This window comes from Nocardia inohanensis NBRC 100128 (genome assembly GCF_001612945.1).
Lineage (GTDB): Bacteria > Actinomycetota > Actinomycetes > Mycobacteriales > Mycobacteriaceae > Nocardia > Nocardia inohanensis.
The window spans coordinates 593,665-609,197 of record NZ_BDBK01000001.1; the positions used below are offsets into that span (position 1 = coordinate 593,665).

Here is a 15,533-nt window from a genome sequence, read left to right on the forward strand (position 1 = left end):
GGTCAGCGTGAACTCACGCCGCGCCCGCCACGAGTTCGGAGCGGGCCGCGGTCACCATCGCGCGAATGGCGGGCGGCAGGGTGTGCTCGGGGTCGGGGGCGAAGCGCGGGGAGTGATTGGCGGGGAAGCGTTCCGGCAGGGTGTGCTCGGTGAGCATGAGCTGCTGGTCGGCTTCGGTGAAGCGAGCCGGGTCGACGCCGCCGATATGCCAGAACACCGACGGGCAGCCGGCCGCGGTGCCGAACAGGCCGAAATCCTCGCTGCCGGTGAGCGGATTGGTCAACGGCAGGGTCGGTACGCCGCCGGCGGTGAGGGTCGCGATCAGGCGATCGGTGTCCTCGGGGGTGTTCACGGTGACCGGGAAAGCGTCGTAGAACTCGACTTTCGCGGGCTGCGGCGCACCGGCGGCCTCGGCCTCGGCGGCGGTGACGCGTTCGATGGCATCGAGCATGCGCCGGCGGGTGGTGGGGGAGAAGGTGCGCAGGGTCAGCAGCAGTTCGGCCGATTCGGCGATGATGTTCGGGCGGGTGCCCACATGCAGTGCACCCGGGGTGAGGATCGGGGAATTGGGCAGCGAAGACTGCTGGGCCGCCAGGGCTTGCAGGCGCAGCACCAGCGAGGCTGCCATGACGAGCGGGTTCACCGCGGCGTGCGGCATGGAGCCGTGACCACCGGAACCGGTGAGCAGCACGCGGATCGAATCGGAGGCGGCCATCAGGACACCGCCGCGGGTGACCGCCAGACCGGCGGGCATCGGTCCGACGTGCTGGCCGAGCACGATGCGCGGGGCCGGGAAGCGGTCGAGCAGACCATCGTTCAGCATGCCCTGGGCGCCCGCGCCGGTCTCCTCGGCGGGCTGGAAGATCGCCACCACGGTGCCGGGCAGAGCGGGACCGGCGGCCAGTTCGGCGCAGGCGGCCAGCAGGGCGGTGACGTGCACATCGTGGCCGCAGGCGTGCATGACGCCCGGATTGCGGGAGGCGTAGTCGAGATCGGTCTGCTCCTGCACCGGGAGCGCGTCCATATCGGCACGCAGCCACACCACCGGTCCCGGACCGCCGTGCAGTACACCCACCACGCCGGTGCCGCCGACGCCCGGGGTGACCTCCCAGCCCGGCATGGCGCGGAGTTCGTCCGCGACCAGCCGCGCGGTGGCGTGCTCCTGGCCGGACAGCTCGGGATGGGCGTGCAGTTGGCGGTACACCTGCTGCCAGTGCGTGTGCTCCGGGTTCGGCTGGTTCATGACGAGATCTCCTTTTCGATGGTGGGGGACGGGGGAGTAGTGGTGACCGGCAAGGGATTTCGTGCCTCGACGGCGGCGCGGAACGCTTCGGCGGACTGCGGCACCAGCAGCGCGGCCACGATCGCCAGCAGCGGACCGACGGCCATCACCTCGAAAGCCGTTGTGTAGGAGACGTGATCGGTCACCACGCCGAAGACCAGGGGGCTGATCACACCGGCGAGCTGACCGCCGAAGATGATCACGCCGGCGGCCACGCCCAGGAAACCGCTGGGCAGCGCGCGCAGCGGCACCGCGAACGCGGGCATGTAGCAGAGCGACGCCACCAGGCCCATCACCGAAGCCAGGGCGATGAACAGCGGGAACGACTCCACCCGGGGTAGCGCGAAAAGCATTGCGGCGACCGCGATCATGGCGGGGACCACGATCAGGCGGGCCTGGCCGCCGAGGCGATCGGACAGGCGCGCACCCAGCACCACGCCGACCGCGCCGGCGGCGGTCGAGGGCAGCGAGGCCAGCGCGATCACGCTCATCTCGATGCCGCGCGTCTCGTGCAGATAGGTGGGCGACCACGCGGTCACGCCCCACACCAGCACGTCGTAACCGAAGAACATGACGGCGAAGCCCAGCAGCGCGGGCGAGCGCAGCACCGCGCGGCGGGCGGCGGGATCCAGCAGCGGGGCCTTGATCTCCTGCTGGGACAACGGCTCCGGCATCCAGCGCCGCCACGCCAGCACCACCGCGACACCCAGGACCGAGATGACGGCGAACATGACGCGCCATCCGGCGGTCGGCAACAGCACGCCGGCGATCAACGACGCGAACAGGATGCCGACCGCATTCGAGGAGTTCACCCAGCCGGTCGCGGTGGTGCGCTGCTCCGGCAGGCTGCGCTCGGCCAGGGCCTTGAGCGCGGCCGCCGGGAACACGCCCTGCACCAGGCCGAACAGGAAGCGCATGGCCAGCAGCACGCTGAAAGACCAAGCCAGCGCGGTCAATCCGGTGAAGACCGACCAGGCCAGCAGGCCGACGCCGCCCACGGTCAGCGCGCCGTACCGGTCGGCGAGCAGTCCGCCCGGGACCTGCATGAACGCGTAGGCCAGGAAGAAGACCGAGACCAGCATGCCCTGCTGGGTGTGGTCGAGGCCGAGATCGTCGCCGATGGACGGCAGGGCGAAATTGATGACGATGCGGTCGATGTAGTCGACCACCCATGCCGCGAACAGCAGCATGACGGTGATTCGGGTGGTGCGCGGCATCGGCTGGCGAACCCTTTCGCGGGCGGGACATGTAACTGATGCCACAATGGCTGGCATGGCGAATAAGACGGCCGAATCGCCGGATATCGGCACTGAGTCGGAAGATGTGCCGAGATCCGCCAATCCGGTCTTCGGTGAGCGGGATCTGGACCTGGTCAATGCCCTCCAGATCAACCCGCGCGCACCCTGGGGGCGCATCGGCGCATCGCTCGGCATGGACGCCACCACCGCGGCCCGCCGGTGGCGGCGGCTCACCGACAGCGGACTGGCCTGGCTCACCGCCTATGCCCCGGAATTCGCCACCGTCGCCTACATCCGGCTGCGGTGCCGTACCGATGCCATCGCGGAGATCTCCGAGCAGCTCTGCGCCTGGCCCTGGGTGGTCAGCGTCGAACGCATCACCGGGCATTACGCGCTGCAACTGACCGTCGCGCTCGAAACACCCACCGCCCTGGACGCTTTCGTCACCGGTCAGCTGGCCGCGCTCCCCGGCATCATCGAGGTGCGGCCCGCGGTCGGTCTGCATACCTATCTGGAGGGCAGCCACTGGCGGCCGCAGGCGCTCGATCCGGTGCAGCGCACCCTGCTCACCGACGCGTCGGACCGCCGGCCACCCGCGCCGGCGCGTCCCCGCCCGGGTGATCTGGATCTGCTGCTCGCGCTGGGGCGGGACGCGCGCCGCAGCAGTATCGACCTGGCCCGCGACACCGGCCTGACCGAATCGACCGTGCGCCGCCGCATCACCGAAATGACGCGCTCGCACCGCCTGCTGTTCCGGTGCGATTTCGCGGAACGCCATGCCGGGTGGCCGGTCATCATGACCTATCGGGCCACTCTCGCCGCCCGCGATTTCGAATCCCTCGCCTCGACCCTGTCCACCTGGCCCGAGCTGCGGCTCTGCGTGAGCACCGCCGACGACGAATCGAATCTGCTGCTGATCGCCTGGCTGCGCACCCCGACCGACAGCATCCGCGTCGAAACCCGTCTGCATCAAGCGTTTCCGCAGCTCCGCATCAACGAGCGCCAGCTCACCGTGCGCACCCTGAAACGCATGGGCAGGCTGCTGGATCCGCACGGGCTGGCCGTCACCCATATTCCGTTCGGCCTGTGGACCGCCGGCGGCGGGTTCCGGCCCGCGCCGGCCTGAGCCATTTCGCTTATGCCGCAGCGTATCCGGTGAATTCGGTGGCGGTGACCGTGAGCATGCGGCCGCCCATGGCTCGCACCGTCGTGGCGAGCCTCGGGTCGCCACTGGGCGGCAGCAGCATCGACCAGGCGGTCGAGCCGTCGGCGGCGTCGACCGCCTGCACGGTGGTGCCGTCGGTGAGGATGAGGTGGACGCCATCGGTCACGCCGTCGATGTGGGAGTAGCGGGACGCGTGCTCGAAAGGCATCGGCTGCTGCCAGAGTTGGTGTCCATCGGTGAGATCGATGCCGGTCAGCGTCGCGGCGTCGAGCGAGCGGACGATCACGCTGTCGTTCACGATGCCCCGGATCGCGATGGTGCGTCCGGCGGTGTCGTTCATGCCGATCAGGGGGTTGGTCCACAGCAGCCGGCCGGTGGTGCGGTCGTAGGCGCTCTCGCCGGTGAGGATCGGCAGCGGCGCGGCGGTCGCGCTCGGATACCAGTCGACCAGGTAACCGGGATTGGCGACTTCGGTGATGGTGTGCCCGGTGCGGTCCAACAGCGTGACCTTGCCCGCGCTGCCGCTGCCCGCGACCACCTGGGTGGCGATGATGCCGCCGTCGAAGAGGTAGCCGACGGGGGCGGTGAACAGCAGGTCACCGGTGCGCAGATCGTAGACGCCGACATTGTTGTCGCGACCCACACGGAAGTAGTCGTGTGCGGAACTGTCGATACGGGGAAGGACGGGGACGCCGGGATTCGGGGTCGGATAGGTGCGCCGCCACGACGCGGCGATATCGGTGGCGGTGCCCCGGGTTACGACGGCGGTCATCCAGTCCGCGGTCCGGCCGGTCACCGTGACGACGCCGTCGCGCACCGCCACATCCATCACCTCGAAATCGGCCGGATGGTCGCCGAGTATCGCGCCGTTCGCGGCATCGACGATCAACACCCGGTGCGCGCCGTAGCAGGCCAGTTGTCCGTCGAATACGGTTTCGCGGCAGCCGTGGAGTTCGCCGACGTCGGTGCTCCACCGCAGCTTTCCGGTATTCGGGTCGATGCCGTGCAGCCGCGCCGGTCCCACCGTGCGGCCGGTGCTCTGGTCGGAGATCGGCGGGCCGGGCACCGCGGTCGCGGCGACGATGGTCGTTCCGGCATCCATCGGCGCGCCGTAGCCGAAGTAGCTGTCCAGGTTCTGCGGCGCTGCCAGCAATACCGCGCCCGGTTCGCCGGACAGGTCGGCGGCGCGCAATGTCCACGCCGGCGCGGGGGTCGAGTCGAGGCGCTCCGAGACCCGGAACTTGCCGCCGACCGAGGTCGCTTCCGGCCGCCGGGCCTGCGGTGATCGGTTCACCCACACGATCACGGCGACGCCCGCGAGCACTGCCACCACCAGGATCGTCAGCCAGATTCGGGGCCTGTTGCGAAAAGCGAACCGCTGCACGGTCGTTCCCATCCCGCAGTCTCCTTCGCGCCCGGGCGGATGCAGCCGCCGGCCGAAACAGGCGAATACGCAAGGTATCAGCCGGGTGGCGGGCGGCAGGCATGATGGGGGGATGGCCGAACAGGTGAGCGCATGCGCGGGTTTCTGATACTGCTGGTGGTGGCAATCGGGCTGGTCGTGGGTGACCGGGTCGGGGTCGCGATGGCGCAGGACGAGATCGCGAGCAAGATCGCCACCGAGTACCACCTGGCCCAGCGGCCGAGCGTGACGATCGGCGGGATTCCGTTTCTGACGCAGGCCGTGCGCGGACGGTACGACGATGTGGAGATCCGGGCCGGGGAATGGAGCGACCAGGGGATCTCCGTGCGCGACCTCGACGTCACGCTGACGGGGGTCTCCGCGCCGTTGGGCGACCTGCTCGCGAGCCGGACCTCGAATCTGGAGGCGAGCACGGCGACCGCGACCGCGCTCGTGCCCTACGACACCGTGAAGGGTTACGCGCCTTCGGGAGTGGAGTCGATCTCCCACAGCCCCGACGGGGTGCGGGTGGCCGGCACGTTCGAAGTGGAGGGCATTCCGGTGCCGGTGCCCGCGACGGTGGTGGTGACGGTGAACCCGACCGCCGACGGCATCGAGGTGGTGCCGGTCTCGGTGCAGTCGGCGATGGGCGGCCCGACGATCTCCCTGGCGTGGCTGCGGCAATCGCTCACCTTCACCGTGCCGTTGCAGAAGCTGCCGCTGGGTGCGCGATTGACGGCGATCGAACCGGAGGCGGACGGGCTGCGGGTGACGGCGGTGGCGCAGGACGTGCGCTTCTCCGACCTGCCCTGACCGGGGCTATGTTGGAACCGTTTGAACGGGTGGCGGTTTCGCGGTCGTCCGGTGAGGAATGGAGCAGGTATGGCTGGCGATGGGGCCGGGCGATTCGAGGGCCGGGTGGCCGTGGTGACCGGGGCGTCCTCCGGGCTGGGGCAGGCGGTGGCGCGGTCGCTGAGCGCGGGCGGGGCGCGGGTATTCGGGGTGGGGCGGGACGAGGAGCGGCTCGGGGCGGCTCTGGACGGGCCCGAAACCGCTTGGATCGCAGCTGATCTCGCTGATCCGGGCGCGGGTGCCGAGGTGGTTCGGGCGTGCGTGGAGCGGTTCGGCGGGGTCGACATCCTGGTCAATGCGGCGGGCGCGCATACGATGCGGCATACCGCGCAGGTCAGCGACGAGGAGTGGCAGCGGGATCTGGCGGTGAATTTGAGCGCGCCGTTCTTCCTGTCCCGGGCGGCGCTGCCGCATCTGCTGGAGTCGGGCGGGTGCATCGTCAATGTGGCGTCGATCGCGGGGCTCGAAGGGCAGGCGTATTCGGCCGGATATTGCGCGGCCAAGCACGGTCTCATCGGGCTGACCCGGGCGATGGCGCTCGAATTCGACGGGCGCGGTATTCGTGTCAACGCGGTCTGCCCGGGCGGTATGACCACGCCGCTGCTGGAGAACTTCACCTTCCCCGAGGATCCGGACTACACGCTGATCATGAAGACCGCCACCGCGCGCGGGTTGATGGATCCGGCTCAGGTCGCGAACGTCATCGCGTTCCTGTGCTCCGAGGAGGCCTCGGCCGTGCACGGGGCCGTCTACACCGTCGACAACGGCAAGATGGCGCTCTGAGCTCAGTGCGCGCCCGGGCGCACGATCATGAGCACCACCACCGCTGCCCACAGCAGGTTGTAAATGCCTGCCAGCATCGATAGTTGGCGCAATCGCGGGCCTTCATCCGGCTGCTCCAAGGCTTGCCGCTGGATCGGATGGATGAAGGCGGCCAGCAGCCCGCCCGCGATGAAGGTGAGCGCCATCGCGACGGTGATCCAGATTTCGCCCATCCGGCCCTGCACCGCCGCCAGCACGATGCCCACCACGGGCACGATCAGCGCCGGCAGTGCGTAGCCGCCGGTGATCCGGTGAAAGGCCTTCGCCACCGCGATATTTCGCTCCGGTGTGGGTTCCGTGCCCGCCGCCAGCGGCGCGTATCGCGGGAACAAGCTCGCGGCGACCGCGGACCCGCCCACGAAGACGATCGCGGCCAGCACATGTATCGACAGCAGCGCACTCTGCATTGCTTCCCTCCACCTTCAGTCAGACTGAAGCATAGCCTTAAGCTTCAGTTTGGTTGAAGGTTGTGGGAAAGCTCACCTCACCTCGAAAACCGGTGCCTCACTCCTGGTTTCGGGCCGTGGTGAACGCGTCCACCACGGCGGCCCCCACCTGCCGCTGCACGGCGTCCGCTCCCGCCCCGAACAACCGCTCATCGACCTGCGCGACCACCGCCTCGGCGGCCCGCAACACCCGCGCGCCCTTGGCCGTCAACGCGATGTTCGAAGCCGACCCGGCCCGCGCCGTCCGATCCCGGACCAGCCCCTCCGCCAGCATCGCCTTGACTCCCGTATGCACGCTCTGCACGCTGATCCCGCCCATCCGCGCCAATTCGCTGAACGAAATCCCCGGCACGCTCGCGATATGCCCCAGCAGAGCCAGCCGCGCGATCGTGAGATCCACCTCCGCCAATGCCGCGCCGAGTTCGGCCTCCACCCGATGCGCCAGCGTCAGCACGAGAACGGAAGCGCTCACCGGCGGCGGTGCGGGACGATCCTCAGCGTTGCTCACCCACCCATTTTCCAGCACCGGCATCGCGCGAGATCACCCAGGCGACCGGCCGTCCGGCCGCCGTGACCGGCCCACGGCGAGATCGCATGGCCTATTGTCGATTTCGAGACCGCCGCACTTCGAAAGGCAAGAATTGATGAATGCCGAGAATCCCCTCACCGCCCAGCCGGACACGGCGTCCTCGGCCGCTTCGGGCGGCGCCGAGCGGGTCGAGGTGTCTCGGTTGATTCCGGCGCCGGCCGAGGCGATTTTCGCGGTGTTGAGCGATCCGCAGGGACATGTGGATATCGATGCTTCGGGGATGCTGATGGACGCCGAGGGGAAGCCGGTGACGGGGGTCGGGGATCGATTCCGGGTGCATATGGATCGAGAGGCGCTGGGGGACTTCGACCTCGGGAAGTATCAGGTCGAGGTGGTGATCACTCGATTCGTGCCCGACGCGGAGATCGCCTGGACCGTGGAGGGGCGGCTGCGCCCGCATGTGCGCCACATCTACGGTTATCGGCTGGAAACGGTGGCGGACGGCACGCTGGTCACCTCGTACTACGACTGGTCCGAGATCGACGAAACCTGGAAGCAGCGGCTGACTTTCCCGATCGTTCCCGCGTCGGCGCTCAAGGCCACGCTCGGGATCCTGGAGCGCACGGTCCGTCGGCGGGCATAGCCGGAGAATAGCTCCTGATCATGTAATCCCTTGGCGCGCAACAGTTTGCGCGGCGGGTGGTCCGATATCCGCGTGTCGTCTCCCCTGAACGCCGACACTGAAATGTATGCGCCGTGCCTGATACAGGCAGCATCCATTCGCTCTCTGGGGAGATGATCGACATGATCAACCTGATCCGTAATCGGAAGACGGCCCTCACCGCCACCCTCTGCGCGGCCGCCGCGGGCCTGCTCTGGACCGCCCCCGACGCCTCCGCCTACGTCAGCAGCGTGGCCGTATCCTCCGGCAGCAGTATCAATCTCGGCGGCGGCAACTACGGGACGAACTGCTCCTACACCGTCACCGTCAACGGCAGCCCGAACGAGTACGTGTGGCTCTACGACAGCGCCACAGCGACCTTCGGCACCCAGCAGTTCTCCCTCGGCTCCGGCGGCACGGGCACCTCCAGCTGGACGCCGACCTCGACCGGCACCCATTACATCCAAGCCTGGACCTACAACGGCTCGCAGTGGGCGGTCGTGCAGGTCGGCACCGGCATCAACCTCGGCAGCGCGTGCGTGGTGAGTTCGTAGGCGTACTTCGCTACCCCCGCTGGTCGAGTGCATCCCAGAGCCAGCGGGGCCCGGCCGTGGTGGCTCCGAGGGCTTCGACCCTGGTGCGCAGGCCGCGGTCGGCGGTCACCACGGTGACGGGGCCGGTCGCGGCGGCTACCACCTCGACTATGGCGTCGTCGCCGGAGGCTTCGGCTTTCACCAATCGCAAAGGCGGGAAATCGGATTCGGCGGCGGCGGAATTTGCGGCGCCTTCGAGAACGACCACGATCCGGGACGCGTCGGGGAGGGTGGTGAGGTCTTGAAGCAGGCGGCGGGCCGCGCCCGGGCGGTCGCGCCACCAGCCGTTGGGTTTGGAGCCGACGACATTGGCGGCGTCCACCACGATCAGGGGGCTGTCCATGGGGTCAGGGTTCCATGAGCCGGTTCATCGGGCGGCGGCGACCTGCTTTTCGGTGCGCCGCCAGGCGTAGGTGAGGAAGGTCAGCAGGGCCAGCAGCGGCAGGCTGCTGATCGCCCAGCTGATTCCCAGTGGGGGACCGGGCTGTTCGAGGACGGGGAGCGAGCGTAGTTCGCCTTCGCCGTGGCCCTGCGGACCGTCGATGGCGAAGCGCAAGGTCCAGTCGCCCTGCTGGTCGAGGGAGCGGACGTCCAGGCCCCAGTCCTCGCGTTTGCGGGGGTGGCGGGAGAGGGGTTCGGAGCGGCGGATCTTGCCGTCGGGCCGGACCTGGGTGAGGGTGCCGGACTTATCGGCGATGCCGCCCTCCGGGACGAAGGTGAAATCCAGGGATTGCATTGCGCGCAAAGGCCATTCGCTGAAGCCGACGGTCAGGTGGTAGGGGCCCGCCTGGACCTGCTCGGTGTGAACGATATCGACCGGTTGATAGGCCGAGGCCGTACCGGTGGTCCCCGCCAGCAGGTAGACGAAGGCGAGAAGGACAGCGGCGCTGGGGAACAGGCGGCGGATCATGCGTGGGCCTCCGCGGTCGGAGCGGTCAGACGGAGCATGGCGCCGAAACGCCAGCCGAGGAAACCGCCGAGCGCGCCGAGTACGGCTCCGGCGACGGTGGTGGCGATGATGATCGTCGCCTGCGGGTAGTGCGCGTTGTAGATGACGACGGTCTGCACGGGGGACAGGCCCGCGATGATCGCGCCGCCGACAGCGCCCGCGACGGCGGGCAGCAGGCGGGCGGCGGGCGCGGCGCGGCGCATCAGCACATCGATGACCAAGCCCACCAGCACGAGGCAGAACGGGATGAGCGCGGGCGTAGCGGGGATATGGCGAATGTGCTCGCGCAGCGGCAATCCCACCGCGTCGGCGTAGGCGTGCGCGGCCCACGGCGCGAACCACCAGAAGACGCCTTGGATCGCGGAGGCGAAAACTGCGGTGAGGGTCGCGCCGCCACGCCGGAAGGCGGCACCGGCGAGCAGCAGCAGCACCGCCATGAACGCGGTCACCGCGACGGTCCAGCGAACCGAGCCGGCGCTGAGCCGCTGCACGGCCAGTGCGGTGACGGTGCTGGAAGTCAGCAGGTGGGCGAGCGCGAACAGCGCGCCGACCCGCCCCCAGAGCTGACTGCGCGCCGCCGCGAACACGATCACGGTGCCGACGGAGATCACCGTGCTGGACAGGAAGAGCCCGATATGGGGCGGGGAGTCGATCACGGCGTCGAAGCCGTACAGGCTGTGCCACCACAGATCCCACAGCCCGTACAGCAGGAACGAGGCCGCGCCGAGCGCGGCGACCATATATCCGAGCGGGGCGGTGAACGTGCGGCCGAACACCCCGATACCCGGCCCGCCGAGTTCGCCGTCCACGCGGCGGCCCGCGCGCCCCGCCGCCGTGGTGGCGAGAATGACCGCGAGACCGGTGAATCCGGCGATGGCCGCGCTCGCGTAGATGAACAGGTGCGGCAGGGTGAAGAAGGTGTCGGGCCCGACGTCACCGTGCCACTGGATATCCCAGGTGGAGCCGACCGCGAAGGTCATGCTGGCGGCGAACAGGATCGACGCGGGCAGCCAGGGCCGCACGGTGATCGGTGTGGATGCGGCGGCGGTGTGCGTATTGGCGGTGAGGTCCATGAGTTGCTCCTGATCCTCTTTCCTTCGATTCAGTTGGCTTGCACGGAGAAGGTGGCGGTGCCCGAGCCCTGCGGGCCCGATACCTGGACGGTGATCTCCCATTGACCGGGCATGGGCAGGTTCACGGTGGCGCGGTAGTGGCCGGGCGTGACGGTGGTGGCGGTGCTCAGGGGCAGGGCATGGCCCATCTGTGGCATGGACGGAGCCAGGGAGACTTTGTCGGGGGACGCGGAATCGCCTTGGGGAGTGGTGATTTCGAGATCGACCGGATTGTCGCCGGTGCGGGGAGCGGTGACGGAGAGCTGGACGCTGTAGGGACCGGCGGCCATACGCGACTCCGGATTCCCGGCCCCGCTGGGCCACAGCCACCAGGCCGCCAGTGCCGCCACTACGAGGACGGCGGCTGCGAGTAGTGCGCGGCGGGCGGTCATCGAATCGCCTCCGCTCGGACGTCGATCGTGGCGGGGACGGTCATCACGGTGTAGCCGCGTTCGGCCTGCACCCAGACCAGATAGCGGCCGGGTCGGGGAAAAGTGAAGGTGAAGGCGACATTCGGGCCGTAGGCCGCGACCGTCTCGTCCGCCGGTTGTGCGCCATTGGGTGGCAGCGGGACCATGGCGTGCGCGTGCGCCCAGATCGGGGCGGTGGCGGCGGCCGTGCCGGTGGAGGTGTTCTCCGGTAGCGGACCGACGGCGATCAGATGGCCGAGCATGCCCAGCCACGGTTGCAGGTCGGCGGACCCGCCGAACTTCGCGGTGAGCGTGGTGGGTTCACCCGCGATCGGGTCGGTGGTGGTGAATTCGGCCGCAGCAGCGCCGGGATTGCTTGCGCTGGACGCGGATTCGCCGAGCCGCAGGGTGGATCGCAGCAACTGCACACCGCCGCCGCGGCGCGCGATCTCGGCGGCGACCGCGTATTCACCGGATTCCGTCCCGGCGAGGTTCACCCGGAACTCCCCGGGCGCGATCCGGACGGGATGCCGATGCCAGAACTTCCCGGCCGGCCCGACCACCATCAGGTGCAGGAAAGCGTCATCGGTCACCAGCAGATCGTCCACCGGACGGCCGGTGGCCGAATCGGTGAGTGACAGGGCGACCTCGCTCGTCGCGGGAGTCGACCGTACGGTCATATTCACCGGCGGCCGTGAGTAATTCGTGGTCAATGGCAAGTCCCGCTCCGGATAAGGGTTGTCGATATTGCCCGAGGTCGGATCCAGCAGACTGCCCGCCGGCCGGGGCGCAGGCGCGCTCGCGGACAGCAACGCACCGGTGACGCCGACCGTCAGCGCCGCGATCAACGCACCCGCGGGCAGCAACGCCACCCACCCGCGCCGGGCGACCAGCGCCGTCCCGATCGCGATCAGCAGCAGCACTCCCGCCGTGAAGAAGCCGCCGTAAGCGGCGCGCTCCCACGGGGTTACGACCCGCGCCGCCACCAGGAACGGAATCCTGGCGGTGCGCTCCCCATCGGAGACGGTCAACTCCCATGGACCGGCGTGATCGACCTTCAGCGTGGCGGGATGAGGCCCCGGCCGATCACCGAGTTCCACCGTGGCCGAGGACGATTCACCACCCCGGTCGGACGGCACCGTGCCGAGCGTCAGCGTCCCCGCCGCGGTTCCGGTGTGCGTGACCACCTCCACCCGCAGCGGGCCGGGCTCGGCGCGCCGCACGATGACCGTCAGCTCCCGATCGCCCAGCGACTGCGCCACCGACACATCACCGCCGCTCACCGCCCCGTCCGCGTGTGCCGCGGGTGCGGTCATCAGGCTCAGCAGTGCGGCGAGCACGCCCAGCAGTAGGCAGGCGCGTAGGCGCGGGGTCGACGGGGGCTGCACCGTATCGAACCTACCGAAAGACCCGGGCGCGGGAATCCCTCCGGAGAGTGATGCCGACGCGCCGCCACCTCAGGGTAGGGTGCGCCGATTTCCACATTGCCCTGCGGTTGGCTCGGGATTACTTCACACTGATCTCCTGGCAAACGCCGTGTGAGGGCGGCGTTTTCACGCGGGAGTTCGAATGACCGAGAACCAGCATCTATCCGCCGACGAACAGCGTCTCGCCGAACTGGGTTACAAACAGGAACTGGCCCGTTCGTGGTCGGGATTCTCCAACTTCGCCATCAGTTTCACCATCGTGTCCATCCTGACCGGCGGGCTCGCGAGTTACGGCATCGGTTTGGCCAATGGCGGGCCGATCACCATGGCGTGGGGGTGGCCGCTGGTGTCGGTGATGGTGTTGTTCGTGGGATTGGCGATGGCGGAATTGGCCTCGGCCTATCCCACGTCCGGTGGATTGTATTGGTGGGCTTCGGAATTGGGCGGGCCGATCTGGGGCTGGTTCACCGGATGGTTCAACCTGATCGGGCAGATCGCGGTGACGGCGGCCATCGATTACGGTGCGGCGATTTTCACCACCGTGGTGCTGAATGTGATCGGCATCGATATCGGAACCGATCGCACCGCAATCTTTTTGGTGTTCGCGGCGATTCTGGTGCTGCACGCGGTACTGAACGCCGTGGGCCCGCACCTGTCGGCCGTCATCAACAATATTTCCGCCTGGTGGCACGTGGGCGGTGTGGCGATCTTCGTCCTGGTGCTGGGAATCGGTGCGGAACACCATCAAAGCGTCGGCTTCGTCTTCACCGAAACGGTAGACAACAGCGCCGTCGGATTCGGCGGCGTGGCATTCAGCTTCCTGCTCGGCCTTTTGCACGCCCAGTACACCTTCACCGGATACGACGCCTCCGCGCACATGTCGGAGGAGACGCACGACGCCTCCCGCATGGCTGCCAAAGGCATCATCAACACCATCATCGTGTCGGCCGTCGCGGGCTACCTGCTCATCATGGCGGTAACCTTCGCCATCCCGAACCTCGACGACGCCCTGGACCCCGCCAAGAACAGCGGCTACCCCGTCATCTACATCCTCGAGAATTCCCTGAATTCCTTCTGGTCCGGCCTCCTGCTCATCATCGCCGCGATAGCCCAATTGTTCTGCGGCTACGCCTCGGTCACCTCCGCCTCCCGAATGCTTTTCGCCTTCAGCCGCGACGGCGCGGTCCCCGGCTCCGCCCTCTGGTCGAAACTCTCCCCCCGCAAAGTCCCGGTAAACGCCGTCCTCTTCATCTCGGTATTCGCCTTCATCCTCCTCATCCCCTCCATGCTGGTCCCCGCCGCCAACGCCCCCACCGCCTACGCCGCCGCCACCTCGGTAGCCACCATCGGCCTCTACATCGCCTACGCCATCCCCATCCTGCTCCGCCAACTCCACGGCACCCGATTCCGCACCGGCCCCTGGCAACTGGGCCCCTGGTACCGCCCCATAGGCATAATCGCCCTCATCTGGACAGCCCTGATCTCCCTCCTCTTCATCCTCCCCCTGGACGACCACGGCTACCCCTGGAACCCCGACTTCACCTGGAACGCAGTAAATTACGCCCCCCTGACCCTGATAGCAGTAGTAGGCGCAATAGCCATCTGGTGGTTCGCCTCCGCCCGCCACTGGTTCACCGGCCCCAAACGCAACGTTCCAGATCTGACACATGATCATTTCTGAATCTGATACGCAGGTGGTCCGGCCGTGATCTAATCGCGCCAACTCGGGTGCATCAGCGCCTCGATGACGATGTCGAGGGGTGCCTGGGGTAGGTGGAGACGACGATGGTGGATAGCAGAATGCAGCGGTCGGCTGGGGCGGTGGCCGCGTTCGCGGTGGCGGCGGGGTTCGCGGTGGCGGCGATGCCCGGGGTGGCTTCGGCTGCGCCGGGGTCGATCACGTGGACCGATGGGAATAGTAAGTTCACTCGGACGGTGTCGAATGTGAATCCTGTTGTGGGGGACACTATTACCGTTACCACGATGTTCGAGCGGACCGGGATTCCGGTGGAGTACATCTACTCGGTGAAGGATTTGCATCCTGCTTGCCTGACGCCGGTTGCGGGGTCGGGGAAGATGGGTGGGGATCAGGTTCAGCTCGATACCTCGTCTTCGGATTGGGTGCGGGCCGAGTTCGGGATCACCAAGTACCCGGTGTATCCGAATATTCAGCCGAAGTCGCAGACGTTCGAGGTGCAGTACAAGGTGGGGGTCAACTGCGCTCGGGATACTCCGCTGCCTACTTCCATGCATTACGGCGGATCGCTCGGTGACGGCACTTACCAGGGCAAGGGGCCGAATATCACGGTGTCGAGTGATGCCGTTTCCACCACCGTGCTCACCGATGTGAGTGGGGCGCAGGTGAATAAGGCGGTCACCTTGGAGGCGACCGTGTCGCCGGCGGCTGCGGGCGGCACCGTTCAGTTCAAGGCCGGCGACAATGTGCTCGGTGATATTCCGGTCAATGCGAACGGTAAGGCGACGTTCGTGTGGACGCCGGGGGCGGCGGGCTCGTACACCATCGGCGCGGTGTTCTCGGGGCGCAGCGGGGTGGCCGGGTCGTCCACCACGAAGGTGGTGACGGTGGCCGAGCAGCCGACCAATCCCGGCGGTGGGACGAGCACCGGGTCCTTCGGATCCTGATC

At 68.1% G+C, this 15,533-nt stretch carries 17 protein-coding genes; 7 read left to right on the forward strand and 10 right to left on the reverse strand.

Annotated features, from left to right (window positions below; translation table 11 throughout):
• Positions 1 to 13: 13 nt before the first annotated feature.
• Entirely contained in the window at positions 14 to 1,243 is a 1,230-nt protein-coding gene (locus tag NI1_RS02860) for an amidohydrolase (RefSeq protein ID WP_067813733.1), read from the reverse strand.
• On the reverse strand, positions 1,240 to 2,499 hold the full coding sequence (locus NI1_RS02865; protein WP_084522492.1) for an MFS transporter: 1,260 nt from the start codon (positions 2,497 to 2,499) through the stop codon (positions 1,240 to 1,242). Before NI1_RS02865 ends, NI1_RS02860 begins: the two co-directional genes overlap by 4 nt.
• 55 nt (positions 2,500 to 2,554) lie before the next feature.
• Here NI1_RS02865 and NI1_RS02870 point away from each other — a divergent pair, with 55 nt between their 5' ends.
• Positions 2,555 to 3,646, forward strand: coding sequence for an Lrp/AsnC family transcriptional regulator (locus NI1_RS02870; protein WP_084522668.1), 1,092 nt, complete (start codon positions 2,555 to 2,557; stop codon positions 3,644 to 3,646).
• A gap of 10 nt (positions 3,647 to 3,656) precedes the next feature.
• On the opposite strand, the gene NI1_RS02875 is transcribed toward NI1_RS02870, so the two are convergent.
• On the reverse strand, positions 3,657 to 5,081 hold the full coding sequence (locus NI1_RS02875; protein WP_067813737.1) for an outer membrane protein assembly factor BamB family protein: 1,425 nt from the start codon (positions 5,079 to 5,081) through the stop codon (positions 3,657 to 3,659).
• A 120-nt stretch (positions 5,082 to 5,201) separates the two neighbouring features.
• On the opposite strand from NI1_RS02875, the gene NI1_RS02880 reads away from it, so the two are divergent.
• Together NI1_RS02880 and NI1_RS02885 are read left to right on the forward strand one after the other, a co-directional pair.
• Complete coding sequence (locus tag NI1_RS02880) at positions 5,202 to 5,900, forward strand: LmeA family phospholipid-binding protein (RefSeq protein ID WP_067813739.1); 699 nt, start codon at positions 5,202 to 5,204, stop codon at positions 5,898 to 5,900.
• Between the two features lie 69 nt (positions 5,901 to 5,969).
• The gene (locus NI1_RS02885; protein ID WP_067813741.1) at positions 5,970 to 6,722 is read left to right on the forward strand and encodes an SDR family NAD(P)-dependent oxidoreductase; all 753 of its coding nucleotides are present in this window, start codon (positions 5,970 to 5,972) and stop codon (positions 6,720 to 6,722) included.
• A 2-nt stretch (positions 6,723 to 6,724) separates the two neighbouring features.
• Here the strand turns inward: NI1_RS02885 and NI1_RS02890 are convergent, their stop codons facing one another.
• Positions 6,725 to 7,168 (reverse strand): hypothetical protein, encoded by a 444-nt coding sequence (locus NI1_RS02890; RefSeq protein WP_067813743.1) that lies wholly within the window; start codon positions 7,166 to 7,168, stop codon positions 6,725 to 6,727.
• A gap of 97 nt (positions 7,169 to 7,265) precedes the next feature.
• Complete coding sequence (locus tag NI1_RS02895; RefSeq protein WP_245663035.1) at positions 7,266 to 7,715, reverse strand: MarR family winged helix-turn-helix transcriptional regulator; 450 nt, start codon at positions 7,713 to 7,715, stop codon at positions 7,266 to 7,268.
• A gap of 136 nt (positions 7,716 to 7,851) precedes the next feature.
• Here NI1_RS02895 and NI1_RS02900 point away from each other — a divergent pair, with 136 nt between their 5' ends.
• The gene (locus NI1_RS02900) at positions 7,852 to 8,379 is read left to right on the forward strand and encodes an SRPBCC family protein (protein ID WP_245663036.1); all 528 of its coding nucleotides are present in this window, start codon (positions 7,852 to 7,854) and stop codon (positions 8,377 to 8,379) included.
• Between the two features lie 113 nt (positions 8,380 to 8,492).
• A complete protein-coding gene (locus NI1_RS02905) occupies positions 8,493 to 8,951 on the forward strand; it encodes a hypothetical protein (protein WP_157534923.1) in 459 nt (152 codons plus the stop codon).
• A 10-nt stretch (positions 8,952 to 8,961) separates the two neighbouring features.
• On the opposite strand, the gene NI1_RS02910 is transcribed toward NI1_RS02905, so the two are convergent.
• The 5 genes from NI1_RS02910 to NI1_RS02930 are packed head-to-tail and all read right to left on the reverse strand — an operon-like array spanning position 8,962 to position 12,849.
• Entirely contained in the window at positions 8,962 to 9,333 is a 372-nt protein-coding gene (locus tag NI1_RS02910) for a hypothetical protein (RefSeq protein ID WP_067813748.1), read from the reverse strand.
• 24 nt (positions 9,334 to 9,357) lie between these two features.
• A complete protein-coding gene (locus NI1_RS02915) occupies positions 9,358 to 9,900 on the reverse strand; it encodes a hypothetical protein (RefSeq protein WP_067813750.1) in 543 nt (180 codons plus the stop codon).
• A complete protein-coding gene (locus NI1_RS02920; protein ID WP_067813752.1) occupies positions 9,897 to 11,012 on the reverse strand; it encodes a hypothetical protein in 1,116 nt (371 codons plus the stop codon). Before NI1_RS02920 ends, NI1_RS02915 begins: the two co-directional genes overlap by 4 nt.
• Before the next feature lie 29 nt (positions 11,013 to 11,041).
• Entirely contained in the window at positions 11,042 to 11,443 is a 402-nt protein-coding gene (locus NI1_RS02925) for a FixH family protein (protein ID WP_067813754.1), read from the reverse strand.
• Positions 11,440 to 12,849, reverse strand: coding sequence for a DUF8832 domain-containing protein (locus NI1_RS02930; protein WP_245663037.1), 1,410 nt, complete (start codon positions 12,847 to 12,849; stop codon positions 11,440 to 11,442). Before NI1_RS02930 ends, NI1_RS02925 begins: the two co-directional genes overlap by 4 nt.
• A gap of 181 nt (positions 12,850 to 13,030) precedes the next feature.
• Between NI1_RS02930 and NI1_RS02935 the strand changes: the two genes are divergently transcribed.
• Together NI1_RS02935 and NI1_RS39770 are read left to right on the forward strand one after the other, a co-directional pair.
• Positions 13,031 to 14,569, forward strand: a complete 1,539-nt coding sequence (locus NI1_RS02935) for an amino acid permease (protein ID WP_067813756.1) — start codon at positions 13,031 to 13,033, stop codon at positions 14,567 to 14,569.
• 104 nt (positions 14,570 to 14,673) lie between these two features.
• Positions 14,674 to 15,531, forward strand: coding sequence for an Ig-like domain-containing protein (locus NI1_RS39770; RefSeq protein WP_084522493.1), 858 nt, complete (start codon positions 14,674 to 14,676; stop codon positions 15,529 to 15,531).
• Positions 15,532 to 15,533 lie beyond the last annotated feature (2 nt).

Bases quoted from the DNA above. Each gene is read 5' to 3' on its own strand.
- NI1_RS02880 (WP_067813739.1), top strand. From the start codon at position 5,202: ATGCGCGGGTTTCTGATACTGCTGGTGGTGGCAATCGGGCTGGTCGTG.
- NI1_RS02870 (WP_084522668.1), top strand. From the start codon at position 2,555: ATGGCGAATAAGACGGCCGAATCGCCGGATATCGGCACTGAGTCGGAA.
- NI1_RS02860 (WP_067813733.1), bottom strand. From the start codon at position 1,243: ATGAACCAGCCGAACCCGGAGCACACGCACTGGCAGCAGGTGTACCGC.
- NI1_RS02865 (WP_084522492.1), bottom strand. From the start codon at position 2,499: ATGCCGCGCACCACCCGAATCACCGTCATGCTGCTGTTCGCGGCATGG.
- NI1_RS02915 (WP_067813750.1), bottom strand. From the start codon at position 9,900: ATGATCCGCCGCCTGTTCCCCAGCGCCGCTGTCCTTCTCGCCTTCGTC.
- NI1_RS02900 (WP_245663036.1), top strand. From the start codon at position 7,852: ATGAATGCCGAGAATCCCCTCACCGCCCAGCCGGACACGGCGTCCTCG.
- NI1_RS02935 (WP_067813756.1), top strand. From the start codon at position 13,031: ATGACCGAGAACCAGCATCTATCCGCCGACGAACAGCGTCTCGCCGAA.
- NI1_RS02890 (WP_067813743.1), bottom strand. From the start codon at position 7,168: ATGCAGAGTGCGCTGCTGTCGATACATGTGCTGGCCGCGATCGTCTTC.
- NI1_RS02925 (WP_067813754.1), bottom strand. From the start codon at position 11,443: ATGACCGCCCGCCGCGCACTACTCGCAGCCGCCGTCCTCGTAGTGGCG.
- NI1_RS02920 (WP_067813752.1), bottom strand. From the start codon at position 11,012: ATGGACCTCACCGCCAATACGCACACCGCCGCCGCATCCACACCGATC.
- NI1_RS02885 (WP_067813741.1), top strand. From the start codon at position 5,970: ATGGCTGGCGATGGGGCCGGGCGATTCGAGGGCCGGGTGGCCGTGGTG.
- NI1_RS02875 (WP_067813737.1), bottom strand. From the start codon at position 5,081: ATGGGAACGACCGTGCAGCGGTTCGCTTTTCGCAACAGGCCCCGAATC.
- NI1_RS39770 (WP_084522493.1), top strand. From the start codon at position 14,674: ATGGTGGATAGCAGAATGCAGCGGTCGGCTGGGGCGGTGGCCGCGTTC.
- NI1_RS02910 (WP_067813748.1), bottom strand. From the start codon at position 9,333: ATGGACAGCCCCCTGATCGTGGTGGACGCCGCCAATGTCGTCGGCTCC.